14 protein-coding genes are annotated in these 17,088 nt (G+C 73.6%); 7 read left to right on the top strand and 7 right to left on the bottom strand.

Annotated features, from left to right (window positions below; translation table 11 throughout):
• Positions 1-87 precede the first annotated feature (87 nt).
• The gene (locus ACGF4C_RS10195; protein WP_030411793.1) at positions 88-522 is read right to left on the bottom strand and encodes a CBS domain-containing protein; all 435 of its coding nucleotides are present in this window, start codon (positions 520-522) and stop codon (positions 88-90) included.
• 118 nt (positions 523-640) lie between these two features.
• Between ACGF4C_RS10195 and ACGF4C_RS10200 the strand changes: the two genes are divergently transcribed.
• The gene (locus tag ACGF4C_RS10200; protein WP_393564936.1) at positions 641-2,713 is read left to right on the top strand and encodes a M3 family metallopeptidase; all 2,073 of its coding nucleotides are present in this window, start codon (positions 641-643) and stop codon (positions 2,711-2,713) included.
• Between the two features lie 66 nt (positions 2,714-2,779).
• On the opposite strand, the gene ACGF4C_RS10205 is transcribed toward ACGF4C_RS10200, so the two are convergent.
• Positions 2,780-3,397 (bottom strand): maleylpyruvate isomerase family mycothiol-dependent enzyme, encoded by a 618-nt coding sequence (locus tag ACGF4C_RS10205; protein WP_393565022.1) that lies wholly within the window; start codon positions 3,395-3,397, stop codon positions 2,780-2,782.
• 104 nt (positions 3,398-3,501) lie between these two features.
• Here ACGF4C_RS10205 and ACGF4C_RS10210 point away from each other — a divergent pair, with 104 nt between their 5' ends.
• A complete protein-coding gene (locus ACGF4C_RS10210) occupies positions 3,502-4,467 on the top strand; it encodes a LysR family transcriptional regulator (RefSeq protein ID WP_393564937.1) in 966 nt (321 codons plus the stop codon).
• Here the strand turns inward: ACGF4C_RS10210 and ACGF4C_RS10215 are convergent.
• The 5 genes from ACGF4C_RS10215 to ACGF4C_RS10235 all read right to left on the bottom strand — a co-directional run bounded on the left by ACGF4C_RS10215 (position 4,446) and on the right by ACGF4C_RS10235 (position 10,600).
• Positions 4,446-5,906 (bottom strand): SDR family NAD(P)-dependent oxidoreductase, encoded by a 1,461-nt coding sequence (locus tag ACGF4C_RS10215; protein ID WP_393564938.1) that lies wholly within the window; start codon positions 5,904-5,906, stop codon positions 4,446-4,448. The two genes, ACGF4C_RS10210 and ACGF4C_RS10215, sit on opposite strands and share 22 nt — an antisense overlap.
• A gap of 135 nt (positions 5,907-6,041) precedes the next feature.
• On the bottom strand, positions 6,042-8,630 hold the full coding sequence (locus tag ACGF4C_RS10220; RefSeq protein ID WP_393564939.1) for an MFS transporter: 2,589 nt from the start codon (positions 8,628-8,630) through the stop codon (positions 6,042-6,044).
• The gene (locus ACGF4C_RS10225; RefSeq protein ID WP_393564940.1) at positions 8,627-9,178 is read right to left on the bottom strand and encodes a MarR family winged helix-turn-helix transcriptional regulator; all 552 of its coding nucleotides are present in this window, start codon (positions 9,176-9,178) and stop codon (positions 8,627-8,629) included. The genes ACGF4C_RS10220 and ACGF4C_RS10225 overlap by 4 nt, the downstream gene beginning before the upstream one ends.
• Positions 9,179-9,336: 158 nt before the next feature.
• Positions 9,337-9,681, bottom strand: a complete 345-nt coding sequence (locus ACGF4C_RS10230; protein WP_393564942.1) for a PASTA domain-containing protein — start codon at positions 9,679-9,681, stop codon at positions 9,337-9,339.
• 13 nt (positions 9,682-9,694) lie between these two features.
• Positions 9,695-10,600 carry a DMT family transporter gene (locus tag ACGF4C_RS10235; RefSeq protein ID WP_393564944.1) on the bottom strand — a complete coding sequence of 302 codons (906 nt, stop codon included), beginning with the start codon at positions 10,598-10,600 and terminating at the stop codon, positions 9,695-9,697.
• A gap of 384 nt (positions 10,601-10,984) precedes the next feature.
• Here ACGF4C_RS10235 and ACGF4C_RS10240 point away from each other — a divergent pair, with 384 nt between their 5' ends.
• The 5 genes from ACGF4C_RS10240 to ACGF4C_RS10260 are packed head-to-tail and all read left to right on the top strand — an operon-like array spanning position 10,985 to position 17,041.
• A complete protein-coding gene (locus ACGF4C_RS10240; protein WP_030411784.1) occupies positions 10,985-11,212 on the top strand; it encodes a ferredoxin family protein in 228 nt (75 codons plus the stop codon).
• Between the two features lie 13 nt (positions 11,213-11,225).
• Positions 11,226-12,602 carry an ABC transporter substrate-binding protein gene (locus tag ACGF4C_RS10245; protein ID WP_393564947.1) on the top strand — a complete coding sequence of 459 codons (1,377 nt, stop codon included), beginning with the start codon at positions 11,226-11,228 and terminating at the stop codon, positions 12,600-12,602.
• Positions 12,599-13,528 (top strand): ABC transporter permease, encoded by a 930-nt coding sequence (locus ACGF4C_RS10250; RefSeq protein ID WP_393564949.1) that lies wholly within the window; start codon positions 12,599-12,601, stop codon positions 13,526-13,528. The genes ACGF4C_RS10245 and ACGF4C_RS10250 overlap by 4 nt, the downstream gene beginning before the upstream one ends.
• Positions 13,525-14,304 (top strand): ABC transporter ATP-binding protein, encoded by a 780-nt coding sequence (locus ACGF4C_RS10255; RefSeq protein ID WP_393564950.1) that lies wholly within the window; start codon positions 13,525-13,527, stop codon positions 14,302-14,304. Before ACGF4C_RS10250 ends, ACGF4C_RS10255 begins: the two co-directional genes overlap by 4 nt.
• A gap of 13 nt (positions 14,305-14,317) precedes the next feature.
• Positions 14,318-17,041 carry a fumarate reductase/succinate dehydrogenase flavoprotein subunit gene (locus ACGF4C_RS10260; protein ID WP_393564951.1) on the top strand — a complete coding sequence of 908 codons (2,724 nt, stop codon included), beginning with the start codon at positions 14,318-14,320 and terminating at the stop codon, positions 17,039-17,041.
• Positions 17,042-17,088: the final 47 nt, after the last annotated feature.

Genomic DNA, 17,088 nt, shown 5'->3' on the forward strand with positions numbered 1-17,088 from the left:
GTGGCGCCGCGGACGGCCTGCCCGCATGCCCGGCCGGGGGCCGGGCCCGCGGGCGGACGGGTGCGGGCCGCGCCGAGGGCGTTCCCCTCAGGCGGTCGCGTACACGCGGGTGGCGAACTCGGCGATCTGGCGGTCGCTGAGGTTCTTGGCCAGGTTCTGTTCGGTGATCATGCCCACCAGACGGTGGCCCCCGGCGACGTCGATCACCGGCAGACGCTTGATGTGGTGGTTCTCCATGGTCTGCAGGACCTCGTTGGCGTCCGCGTCGGCGTCGATCCAGTGCAGTTCCCCGCCCAGCGAACCGGCCTGCACGGTCGCCGGATCCACGCCTTCGGCACAGCAGGTGATGACGATGTCGCGGTCGGTGATCATGCCCATGAGCTTGTTGTTGTCACCGCAGATGGGCAGGGCTCCGACTTCCAGGTCGCGCATCATCTTGGCCGCGTCCTGCAGCGATTCGTGCGCGCCGATACAGCGCACACCGCCGGTCATGATCTCTCGGGCTCGCAGCTTGCCGGCCATGATTCCTCCCGTCTCAGGAGCGTTGCTTGCCTCGCCCTTCGATGACACCACGAAAGGACCCCCGACGCTTCCCGGGAACGGCCCCGGCCGAGCCACCCCCGGCGTAGGCTCAAAACCCGTGACGTCGAACCCCTTCTTCGAGCCGAGTGATCTTCCCTACGAGCTGCCGCCCTTCGCGCGGATCCGCACCGATCACTATCTGCCCGCCTTCGAACGCGGCATGGCCGAGCAGCTGGACGAGGTCGCGGCGATCGCCGGCCGGACCGGGCCGCCGACCTTCGAGAACACCGTGGAGGCACTGGAACGCAGCGGCACGCTGCTGGACCGGGTGCGCCGGGTGTTCCACCTCAAGGCCGGGGCGGACACCGACGACGAGATGGAGGCGCTGGAGGCGGAGATCGCGCCCCGGCTGGCCGCCCACGACGACGCACTGCTGCTCGACCCCGGCCTGTTCGCGCACCTGGACGCGCTGTACGCCCGGCGCGAGCAGCTCGGCCTGGACCCGGAACAACTGCGGCTGCTGGAACGCCACCACACCCTCCGGGTACGGGCCGGCGCGCGGCTCACGGCCGTACAGCAGCGCCGGTTGCGGGAGATCAACGGCGAGCTGGCGACGCTGTCCACGCGGTTCGAGCAGAACGTCCGGGCGGCCACCGCCGCCGCGGCGCTGATCGTGGACAGCGCCGGGGAGCTGTCCGGACTCCCCGAGGCTCAGATCGCCGCCGCGGCGGAGAACGCCCGGGCGCTGGGCCACGAGGGCCGGTTCGCGCTGGTGCTGAAGAACTTCACCCAGCAGACCGAGCTGGCCGCGCTGGACGACCCCGCGCTGCGGGAACGGCTGCTCGCCGCCTCCCTGGGCCGCGGCACCGACAGCAACGGCCCGGTCGCCGTGGCGCTGGCCCGGCTGCGCGCCGAACGCGCCGCACTGCTCGGCCATACCAGCCACGCCGCCTGGGAGGTCGCCGACCGGACAGCCGGCACCACGGACGCGGTGGAGGAGATGTTCGCCTGGCTGACCGGGCCCGCCCTCGCCAATGCGGAACGGGAGGCCGCGGCGCTGGCCGAGGCGGCCGGGGTGCCGAAGATCCGCGCGGCCGACTGGCAGTACTACGCGGAACGGGTCCGCAAGGAGCGCTTCCACCTCGACGCGGCCGACCTGCGGCCCTATCTGGAGCTGGAGACCGTACTGCACGACGGGGTGTTCCACGCCGCCGGACTGGTCTACGGCATCACCTTCACCGAGCGGCCCGACCTGGTGGCGTACCACCCGGACGCCCGGGTCTTCGAGGTGCACGACGCGGACGGCGGCCCGCTCGGCCTGTTCCTCGGCGACTTCCATTCCCGCCCGTCCAAACGGGGCGGCGCCTGGATGAACTCGCTGATCCTCCAGTCCCATCTGCTGGGTCAGCGGCCGGTGGTCGTGAACAACCTGAACATCGCCAAACCGCCGGCCGGCGAACCGGTGCTGATGACCTGGAGCGAAGTCACCACGCTCTTCCACGAGTTCGGGCATGCGCTGCACGCGCTGTTCTCGGACGTCCGGTATCCGCTGCTGTCCGGTACCCAGGTGCCGCGGGACTTCGTGGAATTCCCCTCCCAGGTCAACGAGATGTGGGCGGAACGGCCCGAGGTGCTCGCGCACTACGCCTGGCACCACCGCACCGGCGAGCCGATGCCCGCCGAGCTGCCGGCCCGGCTGCGCGCGGCAACGACCTTCGGCGCGGGCTTCCGGATGGTGGAGCACCAGGCCGCCGCGGTGCTGGACTGGGCCTGGCACTCGCTGTCCGCGGACGACGGCCTGCCGGACGCCGACCAGGCCGAGGCGTTCGAGGCGGCCGCACTGGAGCGCGCGGGCCTGGCGTCGGCGGCGATCCCGCCGCGCTACCGCACCGGCTACTTCAACCACATCTTCGCCCACGGCTACGCGGCCGGCTACTACGGCTACCGCTGGGCCGAGGTGCTCGACGCGGACACCGTGCGGTGGTTCCGGGAGAACGGGCGGCCGGTCCGTGAGAGCGGGGAGATCTTCCGCCGCGAACTCCTCGCCCGGGGCGGCAGCGTCGACGCCATGGCAGCCTTCCGTGCGGTGGTCGGACGCGACCCGGACATCGCCCCGCTGCTGGCCCGGCACGGACTGGACGCCCCCAAGACGGACGGCCCCAAGACGGACGGTCCCGGGCCCGCGAGCTGATTCCCGTCGTTCCCGTCGTTCCCGGAGTTCCCGGGGTTCCCGGGGTCCGCGACAGGGCCGGGCGGCTCAGGCGGCCAGGAACCGGTCCTGCTGCGCGCCGTGCAGCCGGCCCGCCGGGAGCTTGCGGCCGAAGGCGACCAGCAACAGGTCCTGGGCGCTGCCGGTCAGCGGGGTGCCGGTGCCGAAGGACCAGTCGAGGTCGTCGGCGTGCAGGGCGAGACCGCGGAGGTCGGCGCCGAAGAACTTGGCGGACCGGAGGGTGACGTGGTCCAGCAGGACGCGCAGCCGGTCCTCGGGGACCCGGCGGTCGATGCCCAGGGGGACGGTGATGTCGAGGCCGTGGACGACGTCGTGGCCCAGGGCCGAGGCGAGTCCGCCGACCGGCGGCTTCCAGGGGTGGTGCGCGTGCTCCCGCAGGAAGCCGGCGAGCTGCCGCGGGGTGGCGGCCGCCGCGTCCTTGCGGGCGAGCCGGTCGGCCATCCGGTTGATGTTCCCGCCGGACTTGAGGAGTTCGGCCGCCACCTTGGGCAGCGGGTGACGGAAGCCCATCGACATGTGGGCCGCGACCTCGCGCACCCGCCAGCCCGCGCACAGCGTCGGCGCGTCCCACCGCGCCTCCGGCAGGCCGTCCAACATGTCCGCCAGCTCCCGGCGTTCGGCCGCTATCGCCGCTCTGATGTCCATACCGTCCATACCGTCAAGGATCTTGGTCCGGCGGCCATAAGTCCAAGAGCAACTGGTTCTGCCCGCCAGAAGCAGTGGTTATGGGGCTGGTTAGGATCGCCGGTATGGAACTCCACCAGCTCCGGTACTTCGTCGCGGTCGTGGAGGAGGGCGGCTTCACCCGGGCCGCCGCCCGGCTGCACCTGGCCCAGCCGGGGGTGAGCGCGCAGATCCGGCAGCTCGAACGGGAGCTGGGGCAGCCGCTGTTGGACCGTTCGGGCCGCCGGGTGACGGTGACGGAGGTGGGCGCGGCGGTCCTCGGGTACGCCCGGGCCGCGCTCGCCGCCGTCGACGGGATCCGGCACACCGTCGACGAGTTCACCGGGCTGCTGCGCGGCCGGGTCGCGCTCGGCCTGGTCTCGGGCGCCGCCCTCGACGCCTTCGAGGTGCCGGCGCTGCTGGCCGCCTTCCACGACGACCATCCTCAGGTGGAGATCTCCCTCACCGAGGACACCTCGGAGCGGATGCTGGCCGCGCTGCGCGGCGGGGAGCTCGACCTCGCGGTCATCGGGCTGGCGCAGGAGGAGGCCCCGCCGGGCATCTCGCTGCGGCTGGTGGTCGACCAGCCGCTGGTCGCCGCGGTGGCCCCGGGCGATCCGCTGCTCACCCCGCCGGACCGGGCCGCGGTCCCACTGGCCGAGCTCCAGGGGCGTCCGCTGATCAGCCTGCCGCGCGGGACCGGCCTGCGCGGGGTGCTGGAGCGGGCCTGCGCCGAGGCCGGCATCCGGCCCCGGATCGCGTTCGAGGCGGCGGCCCCGGCAGTGCTGGCGCAGCTCGCCGCGCGGGGGCTCGGGGTGGCGGTGGTCCCGGCGCTGCCGCCGGACGTCGCGGCGCACCACGGGCTGCGGACCCTCGCCCTCACCGATCCGAAGCCACGCGGCCGGGTCGCCCTGGCCTGGCGGACGGCGGGCCCGGCCACGCCCGCGGCCCGGGCGCTGCGTGACCGGCTGCACACGGCGCTGCCGGTGCCGGTGGGCGGGGACGCGGCACCGGCCGGGCCGGCCCGGGATCACCAGGGGCTGGGCGCGTAGTCCTTGAGGAAGCAGCCGTGCAGGTCCTCGCCCTGTTCGCCGCGGACGATGGGGTCGTAGACCCGGGCCGCGCCGTCGACCAGGTCGAGCGGGGCGTGGAAGCCCTCCTCGGCCAGCCGCATCTTCTCGGGGTGCGGGCGTTCGTCGGTGATCCAGCCGGTGTCGACGGCGGTCATGAGGATGCCGTCGGTCTCCAGCATTTCGCGCGCGCTGGTGCGGGTGAGCATGTTCAGCGCGGCCTTGGCCATGTTGGTGTGCGGGTGGCCGGGGCCCTTGTAGCCGCGGCTGAACTGCCCTTCCATGGCGGACACGTTGACCACGTACTTGCGGCGCGCGGGAGATGCGGAGAGCGCCGGGCGCAGCCGGCTCACCAGCAGGAACGGTGCGGTCATGTTGCACAGCTGGACCTCCAGCAGCTCGACCGGGTCGACCTCGTCGACCTTCTGGATCCAGCTGTTGGTGGCGTGCAGGTCCGGTACCAGCCCGCCGGCGTCGATCGCGGTGCCCGCGGCGATCCGCGCGGGGGTGGTGGAGCCGGTGGTCAGGGCGAGTGCGGTGACGTCGTCGGCGGTCAGGGCGCCGGTGGTGCCCGGGGCGGCGGGCAGTGCCGCCGGGGCGCCGCTGCCGAAGTGGCCGAGGACCAGGGAGACGGGCAGTTCGCCGGCGGGCAGCGGTGCGGACTCGGCGGCGAGGAGCTGGCCGTACGCCTCGGGTGAGCGGCGCACGGTCTGGGCGGCGTTGTTGATGAGGATGTCGAGCGGGCCTTCGGCGGCGACCGCGTCGGCGAGCGCGAGGACCTGCGCCGGGTCGCGCAGGTCGATGCCGACGATCTTCAGCCGGTGCAGCCAGTCGGCGCTGTCGGGCATGGCCGTGAAGCGGCGGATGGCGTCGTGGGGGAAGCGGGTGGTGATCGTGGTGTGCGCGCCGTCGCGCAGCAGCCGCAGCGCGATGTACATGCCGATCTTGGCGCGGCCGCCGGTGAGCAGGGCGCGCCGGCCGGTGAGGTCGGTGCGGGCGTCGCGGCGGGCGCGGTTCTCCGTGGCGCAGTCGCGGCACAGCTGGTGGTAGAAGGCGTCGACCTCGGTGTAGCGGCTCTTGCAGACGTAGCAGGAGCGCGGGCGCTGAAGGATGCCGGCGATCTCGGTGGTGACGGAGCTGGTGAGGGCCAGGCCCTGGGTCTCGTCGTCGATCCGGTCGGGTGCGCCGGTGGCGGTGGCCGCGGTGACCGCCCGGTCGTTGGCCGTCTTCGCCGCCCGGGACTCCTGCCGCCGGCGCTGCTTGACCTTGCGGTAGATGCCGGAGGTGGCGCGGCGTATGGTGACCGCGTCGGGGTGGTCGATCGGCAGCGCGTCCAGCTCTTCGAGCACGCTCAGGCAGATGGCCATGCGCTCCGCGTCGATGCCCGTGCCCTCGGCCCGGCCTGTTTCGGTCACCGTCATTCGCCGCTGCCGTTTCCTGGATCTGTGTTCGATTGCTGTACCGGCGGAACTGTACGTAGCCGGGGCCGGGTCCGCCAAACCGGTGCGGGGCCCGGCACGCTCACGCACCGGGCCCGCACACCTCCGAGGCAGCCGTCAGTTCACCGCGTCATGGCTCAGCTCGATGTCGCAGTCGCTCTGCCCGGCGGCGCCGAGCCGGAGCGGGGTGGCGACCGGCGGGTACCCGCTGGCGATCAGCGTGTAGTCGCCGCTGTCGAGGTCGGTGAAGACGTACTCGCCGTCCTGGCCGCTGGTGGCGGTGCCGACCACGTTGCCCGCCGGGTCGAGCAGGGTCACCCGGGCGTCGTCGACCGGGGCGCCCTGGGCGGTGCGGACGGTGCCGCGGACCTGGGCGCCGAGCGTCAGCCGGATCTCGTACCAGTTGCGGGTGCCGGCGGTGACCTCCACCTGGAGGGCGGAGGGGCGGTGCTGCTCGGCGCTGACGGCCAGGGTGTAGCTGCCCGGGGTCAGTTCCCCGAAGGCGAAGCCGCCGTCCTGGCCGGCCACACCGGAGGCCACGACCTCACCGCGCACATCGGTCGCGACGACCAGCGCGCCGGGCACCGGATCGTCGCCCTTCTCCTCGCGGACCTCGCCGGCGAGCCCGGCGGCGCCGCTGAGCACCAGGTCGTACCTGAGCGGTCCGTCGCCGACGACGACGGTCACGGCCTGCGGCTGCCGGGCACCGGCGGAGGCGATCAGCACATAGGTGCCGGCGCCCGTGGTGAGCAGCGCGTAGCCGCCGTCGTCCGTGGTCCGGGTACGACCGAGCTGCCGGCCGCCGACGCTGATCAGGGTGACCGCGGCGCCCGTCACCGGCTGCCCGGAGCCGTCCCGGACCGCGCCGCTGATGGCCGGTCCGGTGGCGTCGGCCGCGGCGGTCGCCGGGGTGTGCGCCGGTACCGGTACGGCGTCACCGGCCGGGGCGGCGGCGGGGGCGTCCGCTCCGGCCGGTTCGGCCGGAGCCTCGGCGGCTTCCGCGGCGGGCGGGGCCTCGCCGTTGGCCTCGGCCTCCGCCTGGGCCCGCGCCTGCAGTCCGGAGATCTGCCGCAGCGGCACCTCCTTGATGAACCACATCAGCAGGAACGCCAGCGCCACGACGACCGCGCCCATGAGGAACACGGTGTGCATCGAGTCGGCGAAGCCGCGCTTGAACGGCTCGGCGAGCCGCGGGTCGAGCTGCTGGATGAACGACGAATCGCTGAGCACGCCCGAGGAGTTGCCGTTGCCCGGGTGCTTGAGCATGTCCAGCACCGGCTTGTTGGCCGGGTCGTGCAGGACGGCGGGGTCGTGCAGGGCGGCCTGGAAGTGCCTGGTGCCCGCCGCGTCCCGGAACGCCGAGGCGATCTTGTCGCCGACGGTGCTGAACAGCACCGACAGGAAGATCGCGGTGCCGGCGGTGGCGCCCATCTGCCGGAAGAAGGTGGACGACGCGGTCGCCACGCCCATGTCCTTGGGCGGCACGGCGTTCTGCACCGCCAGCACCAGGGTCTGCATACAGCCGCCCAGGCCGAGGCCGAAGACGAGCATGTACGCCATGGTCTCGCCCAGCGGGGTGTCCCACTGGACGCGGTAGTGGAAGAGCAGCATCGCCGCGATCATCAGCGCGGTGCCGACGATCGGGAAGACCTTGTAGCGGCCGGTCTTGGCGGTGATCTGGCCGGACGCGATGGAGGCGATGAACATGCCCGCCATCAGCGGCAGCATCTCCAGGCCGGACCTGGTGGGGCTGGCGCCCTTCACGATCTGGAGGTACTGCGGGATCATCAGCATCCCGCCGAACATGCCCATGCCGATCAGCACGGACATCAGGCTGGTCTTGCTGAAGGTGCCGTTGCGGAAGAGCCGCATCGGGATCAGCGCGTCCTCGCCGATCCACCGCTCCACGAAGATCCAGGCGATGATGCCGACCACGCCGATGACGTAACAGGCGATCGACCGGGACGAGTCCCAGCCCCACTCCCGGCCCTGCTCGGCGACGAGCAGCAGCGGGACGACGCCGACGGAGATGGTGAGCGCGCCCCACCAGTCGATGCGGTGGTCGCGCCGGGTGTGCGGGATGTTGAGGACCTTGGCGACGACGAACAGCGCGATGATGCCGACCGGCACGTTGACCAGGAAGACCCAGCGCCAGCCGGTGACGCCCAGCAGCTGGTCCTGGCCGGCCAGCGCGCCACCGATCAGCGGTCCGGCGACGCTGGAGGTGGCGAAGGTGCCGAGCATGTAGCCCTGGTAACGGGCGCGTTCGCGGGGCGGGACGATGTCACCGATGATCGCCAGCGCCAGCGACATCAGACCGCCGGCGCCCAGCCCCTGCACCGCGCGGAACGCGGCGAGTTCGGTCATCGAGGTGGAGAAGGTGCACAGCACCGAGCCGATGACGAAGATGCTGATCGCGGTGAGGTAGTAGGGCTTGCGGCCGTGCAGGTCGGACAGCTTGCCGTACAGCGGGGTGGCGATCGTCGAGGTGATCAGGTAGGCGGTGGTCGCCCAGGCCTGCTGGCTGAGGCCGTGCAGGTCGTCGGCGATGGTCCGGATGGACGTGCTGACGATGGTCTGGTCGAGCGCGGCGAGGAACATGCCGAGCATCAGGCCGCTGAGGATGGTGAGGATCTGACGGTGGGTCAGTGCTCCGGACCCGGGTATCGCCTTGGCTCCCGCCTCGGGCGGGGAGGTGGTGCTCATGTACGTATCTCTCCCTGCTCCACGGCGGCACCCTGGTCTCCCCCGGGACCCAGCCGTGTGTGTTGTCGTGTCGCCATGTCCTCGTTGAGCCGGCCCAGCAGCCGGATGAGGTCGGCCCGGTCCTCGGGCGACCACGGCGCGAGGAGCGCGGCCAGTTCGGCGTCGCGCTGACGCCGGTAGTTCTCGAACGCGGCCCGTCCGGCGTCGGTCGCGGCCAGCAGTGACCCGCGGCGGTCCTCCGGGTCGGGACGGCGGGCCACCAGGCCGCGCTCGACCAGCGAACGCACCTGGCGGCTGACCGTCGACAGGTCCAGGAACGCATCGGCGGCCAGGTCGGTCGCCCGCATGTCCCCGCCGACCACCAGCCGGGCCAGCAGCACCCGGTCCGCGGCCCCGCCGTCGGTCTTGGCCCGCTGCTTCCAGGCCGCGAGCAGCCGGGAGAAACGGACGATCTCCGTGCCCAGCCCGGCCGCCGCCTCTTCCAGCGCCGACTCGACGGTGATCCGCGGGGCCGCCCGGTCACATCCCGGCACGAGACCCTTACTCATCGTGTTGATCCTTAGCGGTGAAGCATCGATCCGGCTCGATTCGGCCAATATTGCTTGTACCTAGCAAGGTTAGCGCCCTGGAGTCGGTGCTGCGCCCCCGGGGCGGTGGCGTTCCGGTGCGACCGTCCGGCGGCTCGGGGCGGCCGCACCGCTGGTCCTCACGCGGCCGGAACCGCGCACTCCTCGGTGGCCTTGACCACGGTGAGCGTGATCTTCCGGTCGTCCATCGGCGTGCCCGGTGCCGGGTCCTGACCGCAGACCTTCCACGAGGCCGGCCAGAGCACGAGGCGGCCGGCTCCACGGCCGTCCCGGAACCGGACGGCGGTGTTGTAGTTGAGCTCCCCGTAGGCGGTGACCAGGTTCTTGCCCGTCACATCGGGCATCGGGCGGCCGTCGGCGCGGGCCGGTGCGGCCGGGCCGAGCAGGGAGACGGCGAGGGCCGTGGCGGCGGTGGCCGTGGCAAGGGCGGTTCTGGTGGGGCCGGTGTGGTGGGTGTGGTTCATCTCCGGTGAACGATCAGCGGGCGGGCCGGTCACTTACCGCCGAAGGGGTCTCCTGGCCGGTGACCACGTCCCTGGTCAGTGCGACGCGGGAGAGGTACAGGGCGCCCCACAGGACCAGGGCGATGCCGGCGCATTCGGGGATCAGCCACCAGCCGGTGCGGACCCGTTCGTCGAAGAGGGTGACGCCCAGCGACAGGCTCACCAGCGCGTCGCCCAGGGTGAGCACCGGCTGGGAGGCGGTCAGCGGGCCGGACTGCATGGCGTTCTCGAAGAGGAAGAGGGCCAGCACGCCGACGACCGCGAACCCGTAGGTCTGCCAGGAGGCGAAGAAGGTGGCCGGGCCGCCGGTCTGCCAGGCGTGTGTGGCGTCCTTCATCAGGGCCGCGGTCAGGGCGTAGGAGACGGCCGCGGCGGCGGCGAAGCAGGCCGCCCGTACGCCGCCGGCCCCGCGGCGCAGTGCGGCTCCGACCGCCGTCCCGACCACCGCGGCACACACCGCCAGGGCGAGTACCCAGCGGCTGAGCGGGGCGTGGTCGGTGCCGATGGTGGGGGCGGCGGCGGCCAGCGCGGAGCCGAGCCCGACGACGATCAGCGCCACGCCGGTCCAGCCGCCGCGGGAGATCCGCCCGCCGAGCAGCAGCCGGCCGATGAGCAGGGCCAGCGGGAGTTCGAGGACGAAGATCGGCTGGACCACGGACAGCGCGCCCTGGGAGAGCGCCAGCGCCTGGAAGCAGGCCGCGGCGATGACGGCGAGCATGCCGCCGAGCCAGGCGGCCCGGTGCAGCAGGTCGACGAGCAGGCCCACGCGCAGTCCCCGGGCCAGCGGGACGGTGCGGGCCGCACGCCGCTGCAGCACCGTGGCCAGCGCGTTGCTGGCCGCGGCGAGCAGCGCGAAGAGCACGGCCGGCCATGTGGCCATGCGGCAACCTCCCGGGTACGGCGGCGGAGCCTTGGAGCTTCGACGCTAACCGGAGGCGGCACGGCCGGCCTGCCGACACGGGGCCGGGTGGGCCGGCCGGCGGCACCGCACCCGACCCGCACCCGGCCGGCCCGCCCGGTGGCAGATCTTCCCCCCGACCGCACACAAGCGCAGGTCACAGCGGGTGCCTCGGGATCCGTGGGTGGCGCAATACTGCGGCAACACCACTGGCCGGAAGGCATCGCTATGGTCCCGGCATACCCGCCGAGCGCCCCGGCCGCTCGCCGGGCCGCTCCCCCACGCGGCCCGCGCCCCGCTCCCGCCTCCCGCTCCCCCAGCCTCCTCCGCTTACCGCTTACCGCTTCCCGCTTCCTGGAGACCGCCATGCCTCTGACGTCGCAACGGGCCGATGTGCCGGTGACCATCGACGAGTCCAAGTGCATCGACGGCTGCACGCTCTGCGTCGACATGTGCCCGCTGGACTCACTGGCCATCGATCCGGCCAGCAACAAGGCGTACATGCACGTCGACGAGTGCTGGTACTGCGGCCCGTGTGCCGCTCGCTGTCCCACCGGCGCGGTCACGGTCAACATGCCCTATTTGTTGCGATGAGAGGCACGTCCCCATGCGGCACACCACCCTGAAGCGCACCAGGCCCGCGATCCCCCTCGCGGCAGCGGCCCTGCTCCTCCCCCTCGCCCTCACCGGCTGCGGCGGTGCCGCGGAGGCGGGCGACGGCAAGCACGTCACCGTCACCGTCGGCTACCAGTCCAAGACCATCAACACCGTCACCGCCGGCACCCTGCTGCGCTCGCTCGGCTACTTCGAGCGGGAACTGCGGGCGCAGGGCGAGCGCGACGGCCGGACGTACAAGGTCGCCTGGCAGGACTACGCGACCGGCGCGCCGATCACCGCGCAGATGGTCGCCGGAAAGGTCGACATCGGCTCGATGGGCGACTTCCCGCTGCTCATCAACGCCGCCCGCGGCAAGCAGCTGCACGCCCCGACCCGGCTGGTGTCGGTCACCGGCTACAACCTGCGCGGCGCGCTCAACACCATTGTGACCAAGCCCGGTTCGGCGCTGCGCTCACTGCCGGACCTGCGCGGCAAGAACGTTTCCAGCAGCGTCGGCTCGGCCTCCGACGGGACGCTGGTACGGGCCCTGCAGCGGGCCGGCATCGACCCGGAGCAGGGCGTCCACAAGCTCAACCAGCAGCCGGCGGTGGGCGCCTCGGCGCTGCAGTCGGGCAGCGCCGACGCACTCTCGCAGTTCGTCGCCTGGCCGGGACTGCTCGCCTTCCAGGGCAAGGCGCAGGCGTTCTACGACGGCGGCGCGCTCGGTCTGCCCACCTTCCACGGCGTGACCGTGCGGGACGCCTTCGCCGGTCAACGCCCCGGTGTCGTCAAGGCGTTCCTCGCCGCGCAACGGGACGCGACCCGGTACGTGCAGCGCCACCCGGTCGACGCCGCCGAGCGGGTCGCCAGGGCCACCGGCCTGCCGGCCGAGGTGGTCTACCTCTACAACGGCGCCGGCGGCATCGCGACCTTCGACCCCACCCTCAAGCCGCAGCTGATCGCCGCGCTGAAGAAGGACGTCCCGGTGCTGCGGGCGGCCCGGCTGACCGGGCCGGTCGATGTCGACTCCTTCGTCAACGACCGTTTCGTCAAGGCGAGTTACGGCAGCGGTTACGCCACGGCCGTGCGCTCCACCGCGCATCCGTCCGCCGACGAGGTGTGGCTGCGCGGCGAGGACCGCACCCACCCCTTCGCGGACCCGGCGGCCCTGCTGCACTTCGTGGCCGCGCACCGCGCCTCGGTGCGGGCCGCGTACGTGGCCGATGCGACGACCGGCAGCCGCTGGTTCGCCGACAAGGCGGTCTGGGTCAAGGACGGCGGGCGGCTGCTGCCGTTCGTCACCCGGGCCACCGCGGACGCCTGGACCCACCAGCACCCCGGTGCCCGCACCGTCGGCTACGCCGCCGCCCTGGAGCAGGCCCGGTGAGCGCGCCGTGGACCCGGCGCGCCCGGCGTGCCGCGGCGGTCCTGGCGGCGCTGGCCGGCTGGCAGTTGCTCGCCGAGTTCCGGGTGAACCTGTGGCTGCGGTTCGGGCAGTTCCCGACGGTCACCGAGACGGCGGGCGAGTTCGTCCGCCGGCTCGGCACCGCGACGTACTGGCAGGACGTCATCGACAGCCTGACCCGGATCGTCAGCGGCTTCGCCCTCGCGGCCGTGCTGGGCGTGGCCGTCGGCACCGCCGTCGCCCGTTCCCCGCTCGCCTCCGACCTGCTGGACCCGCTGCTCGAAGTGCTCCGCCCGATACCGGCGATCGCGCTGGTGCCGGTGGCGATCCTGCTGTTCCCGAGCAATGAGCAGGGCATCGTCTTCATCACCTTCGCGGCGGCGTTCTTCCCGGTCACGGTCTCCACCCGGCACGCGGTGCGGGCGGTGCCACCGGTGTGGGAGGAGGCGGTGCTGACCATGGGCGGCGGCCGCTGGCGGGTGCTGCGGTCGGTGGTGCTGCCGGGGGCGCTGCCGGGGATCCTGGGCGGGCTGTCGGTCGGCATCGGGGTCTCGTGGATCTGCGTGATCTCCGCGGAGATGATCTCCGGGGAGTACGGCGTGGGCTACCGCACCTGGCAGGACTACACCGTCGTCGACTACCCCGGCGTTTTCGTCGGGATGGCCACCATCGGTCTGCTGGGACGGCTGACCGCCACGGTGGTGGAGCTGACGGGGCGGCGGCTGGTGCGCTGGCTTCCCGACAGGGAAGGAGGTCGGGCGCCCAAGCGCCGGCTGCCCCGTACGGAGGAAGGGCGGGCGACGGCCGAGCGCGGGGTCGCCCCCGGCGCAGAGGGTGGACCGGAGGCCTCGGCGGCCGGGCAGGAGCGGCCGCGGGCCGGCCTGGCGACACTCGGAGGACGCACATGACCCGCACCGAACTCACCGCCCCGGCGCCCGCCGAGGCACCCGCGCAGGGCCTGCGGCTGACCCTGGCCGATGCCGTGCTGGGCCGGCCCGGCGCGCCCGTTCTCCAGGGCCTGGACCTCGATGTCGCCCCGGGCGAGCTCCTCACCGTCGTCGGCCCGTCCGGCTGCGGCAAGTCCACGCTGCTGCGCACCCTCGCCGGTCTGCTGCCCCCGCTGGGCGGCCGGCTGAGCCAGGACGGCGAGCCGGTCACCGGGCCCGGCGCCGACCGCGCCCTGGTGTTCCAGGAGGACGCGCTGCTGCCCTGGCGCACCCTGCGGGGCAACGTCGAACTCCCGCTCGCCGTAAGGGGGTTGGCGCGTGCCGAGCGCCGGGCGCGGGCCTCCGGATGGCTGACCCGGGTCGGGCTCGGCGAGCAGGCCGCCCGGCTGCCGCACCAGGTCTCCGGCGGCCAGCGGCAGCGCGCCCAGCTCGCCCGCGCGCTGGCCGGCCGGCCCCGTGCGGTCCTGATGGACGAGCCGTTCGGCGCGCTGGACGCCCGGACCCGGGCCGGGATGCAGGAACTCCTCGTCGAGGTGCTGCGGGGCACCGGCGCCACCGTCGTCTTCGTCACGCACGACGTCGACGAGGCCCTCTTCCTCGGCGACCGGGTGGCCCTGCTCGGCACCGGCCGGACCCCCCGTGTCGTCCGCGTACCCCGCCCCCGCGACCGCGCGGCGCACACCGATCCGGCCACGGCCGAGCTGCGCCGTACCGCCCTCGCCTCCCTCAGCAGCTGAAAGGCAGATCCCCATGGACATCCCCGCCCTCGCCGACGCCGAGGAACTGGTCTGTGACGTCCTGGTCATCGGCGGCGGCACCGCCGGCACGATGGCCGCGCTCACCGCAGCCGGGCGCGGCGCGTCCGTCCTCCTCCTGGAGAAGGCGCACGTCCGGCACTCCGGTGCGCTGGCCATGGGCATGGACGGGGTCAACAACGCGGTCATCCCCGGCCGGGCCGAGCCCGACGACTACGTCGCCGAGATCACCCGCGCCAACGACGGCGTCGTCGACCAGTCCACCGTCCGGCAGACCGCCACCCGGGGCTTCGCGATGGTGCAGCGGCTGGAGCGGTACGGCGTGAAGTTCGAGAAGGACGAGCACGGGGAGTACGCGGTCCGCCAGGTGCACCGGTCCGGCTCGTACGTGCTGCCGATGCCCGAGGGCAAGGACGTCAAGAAGGTCCTCTACCGGCAGCTGCGGCGGCGCGAGATGCGCGAGAGGATCCGGATCGAGAACCGGGTGATGCCGGTGCGGGTGCTGACCGGCGACGACGGCCGGGCGATCGGGGCCGCGGGCTTCCACACCCGTACGGGCCGGTTCACCACGGTCCGGGCGGGCGCGGTGATCCTGGCCACCGGCGCCTGCGGCCGGCTGGGGCTGCCCGCCTCGGGCTACCTCTACGGCACGTACGAGAACCCCACCAACGCCGGTGACGGGCATGCGATGGCGTACCACGCGGGCGCCGAGCTGACCGGTATCGAGTGCTTCCAGATCAACCCGCTGATCAAGGACTACAACGGCCCGGCCTGCGCCTACGTCGCGAACCCCTTCGGCGGGTACCAGGTCAACCGGCACGGCGAGCGGTTCGTGACGTCGGACTACTGGTCGGGGCAGATGATGGCCGAGTTCGCGGCGGAGGTGGCCTCCGACCGCGGCCCGGTGTACCTGAAGCTCAGTCATCTGCCCGAGGAGTCGGTGGCCGCCCTGGAGACGATCCTGCACACCACGGAACGCCCCACCCGCGGCACCTTCCACGCCGGGCGGGGGCACGACTACCGCACCCACGACGTGGAGATGCACATCTCCGAGATCGGGCTGTGCGGCGGCCATTCGGCGTCCGGGGTGCGGGTCGACGACCACGGCCGCACCACCGTGCCGCGGCTGTACGCGGCGGGCGACCTGGCCTGCGTCCCGCACAACTACATGATCGGCGCGTTCGTCTTCGGTGATCTGGCGGGCGAGGACGCGGCCCGATTCCGCGCCTACGAAGGCGAGTTGCCCGCTGACCAGCTGCGCGCCGCACACGAGCTGATCTACCGTCCGCTGCGCCACCCCGACGGCCCCCCGCAGACGCAGGTCGAGTACAAACTCCGCCGCTTCGTCAACGACTACGTCGCCCCGCCCAAGAGCGGCGCCCGGCTGTCGCTGGCCGTCGAGCACTTCGAGCGGATGCGCGGCGAGATCGACCGGATGGGCGCGCGTACGCCGCACGAGCTGATGCGCTGCGCCGAGGTGCACTTCATCCGCGACTGCGCCGAGATGGCCGCCCGGTCGTCGCTGGCCCGCACCGAGTCGCGCTGGGGCCTGTACCACGAGCGCACCGACCATCCGTACACCGACGACGCCCGCTGGCTGCACCATCTCGATCTGCGCCGGTCGGCGGCGGGACGGATGGAGTTCACCGCCCGCCCGGTGGCGCCGTACGTGGTCCCGGTGCCGGAGTACGCGCCGACCGGCGGCCCGTCCCGGTTCCTCGGCGAGGTCGAACCGGAGCAGGTCGCCACCGCGGGCCCGCGGGACACCCCACCGGTGGGGTCGCGGACGGCCGGTGACGGATCGCCGGGCGGCGGGCCGGCGCACCCGGTGGCCGCGGGCGGCCCCGCGCCGCGGCTGCTCGGGCTGCTCGCGCTCGCCGAGGAGCAGCCCGGTCTGGCGGCCCTGCGGCCCTACCTGGCCGATCCCGATCCGGCCGTCCGGCGGGCCGCGGTCGACGCGCTCACCGAGGGCGTACCGGCCGGCACCGGCCCGGCGCTCGCCGCCGCGCTCGCCGATCCCGACCCGGCCGTACGGGCGGCCGCCGGTGCCTCGCTGCGGGAACTGGTCGAGGTGCTGGAGCCGGAGCCGGAGCTGGGCACGCCGCTGGCCGCCGCGGTGCACGACGGTCTTGACGCGGCGGTCCGGGCGGCCGCGGTGGAGGTGCTGCGGGCGCTGCGCCTGGGCGACCGGGCGCTGTTCGCCGGTGCGCTGGACGACCCGGCCGTGGAGGTCCGGATCCAGGCCGTACGCGCCCTGGTGTCCCTGGACGCCGTCGCCGACCTGCGGCGGGCCGCCGGGGACGGGTCGCGTGAGGTGCGGGTGGCGGCCGCGCACGGGCTGGGCCCGGCCGGCGGCCCGGACGACCTGGCGGCGCTGCTGGCCGACCCGGACCCGCTGGTACGGGCCGCGGCACTGGCGGCGCTGGCCACCACGGGCTGCCCGCCGCCGTACGACGCCGCCGCGGTCGCCGCGCTCGACGACCCGGCGTGGCAGGTCCGGGCCGGCGCCGCCCGGGCGCTGGCCGCCGCCGGGGCGGGCGTCGCGGTGCCCGCGCTGGGCTCGGCCCTGGCCGATCCGGAGGCGGACGTGCGCCGGGCCGCGGTGCTGGCGCTGCGCGCCCACGCGGGGCGGGCGGACGCGCGGAGCGCGCTGGCCGCGGCCGCCGACGACCCGGACGCCGATGTCCGGGCCTACGCCCGGCTGGCGGCGAAGGGGTGACACACGTTCGGGCCGTCCGGGTGGCCGGGGGCACGGCCGGGTTGAAG

Origin of the sequence: Streptomyces sp. NPDC048197 (assembly GCF_043202395.1) — a bacterium.
GTDB lineage: Bacteria > Actinomycetota > Actinomycetes > Streptomycetales > Streptomycetaceae > Streptomyces > Streptomyces siderophoricus.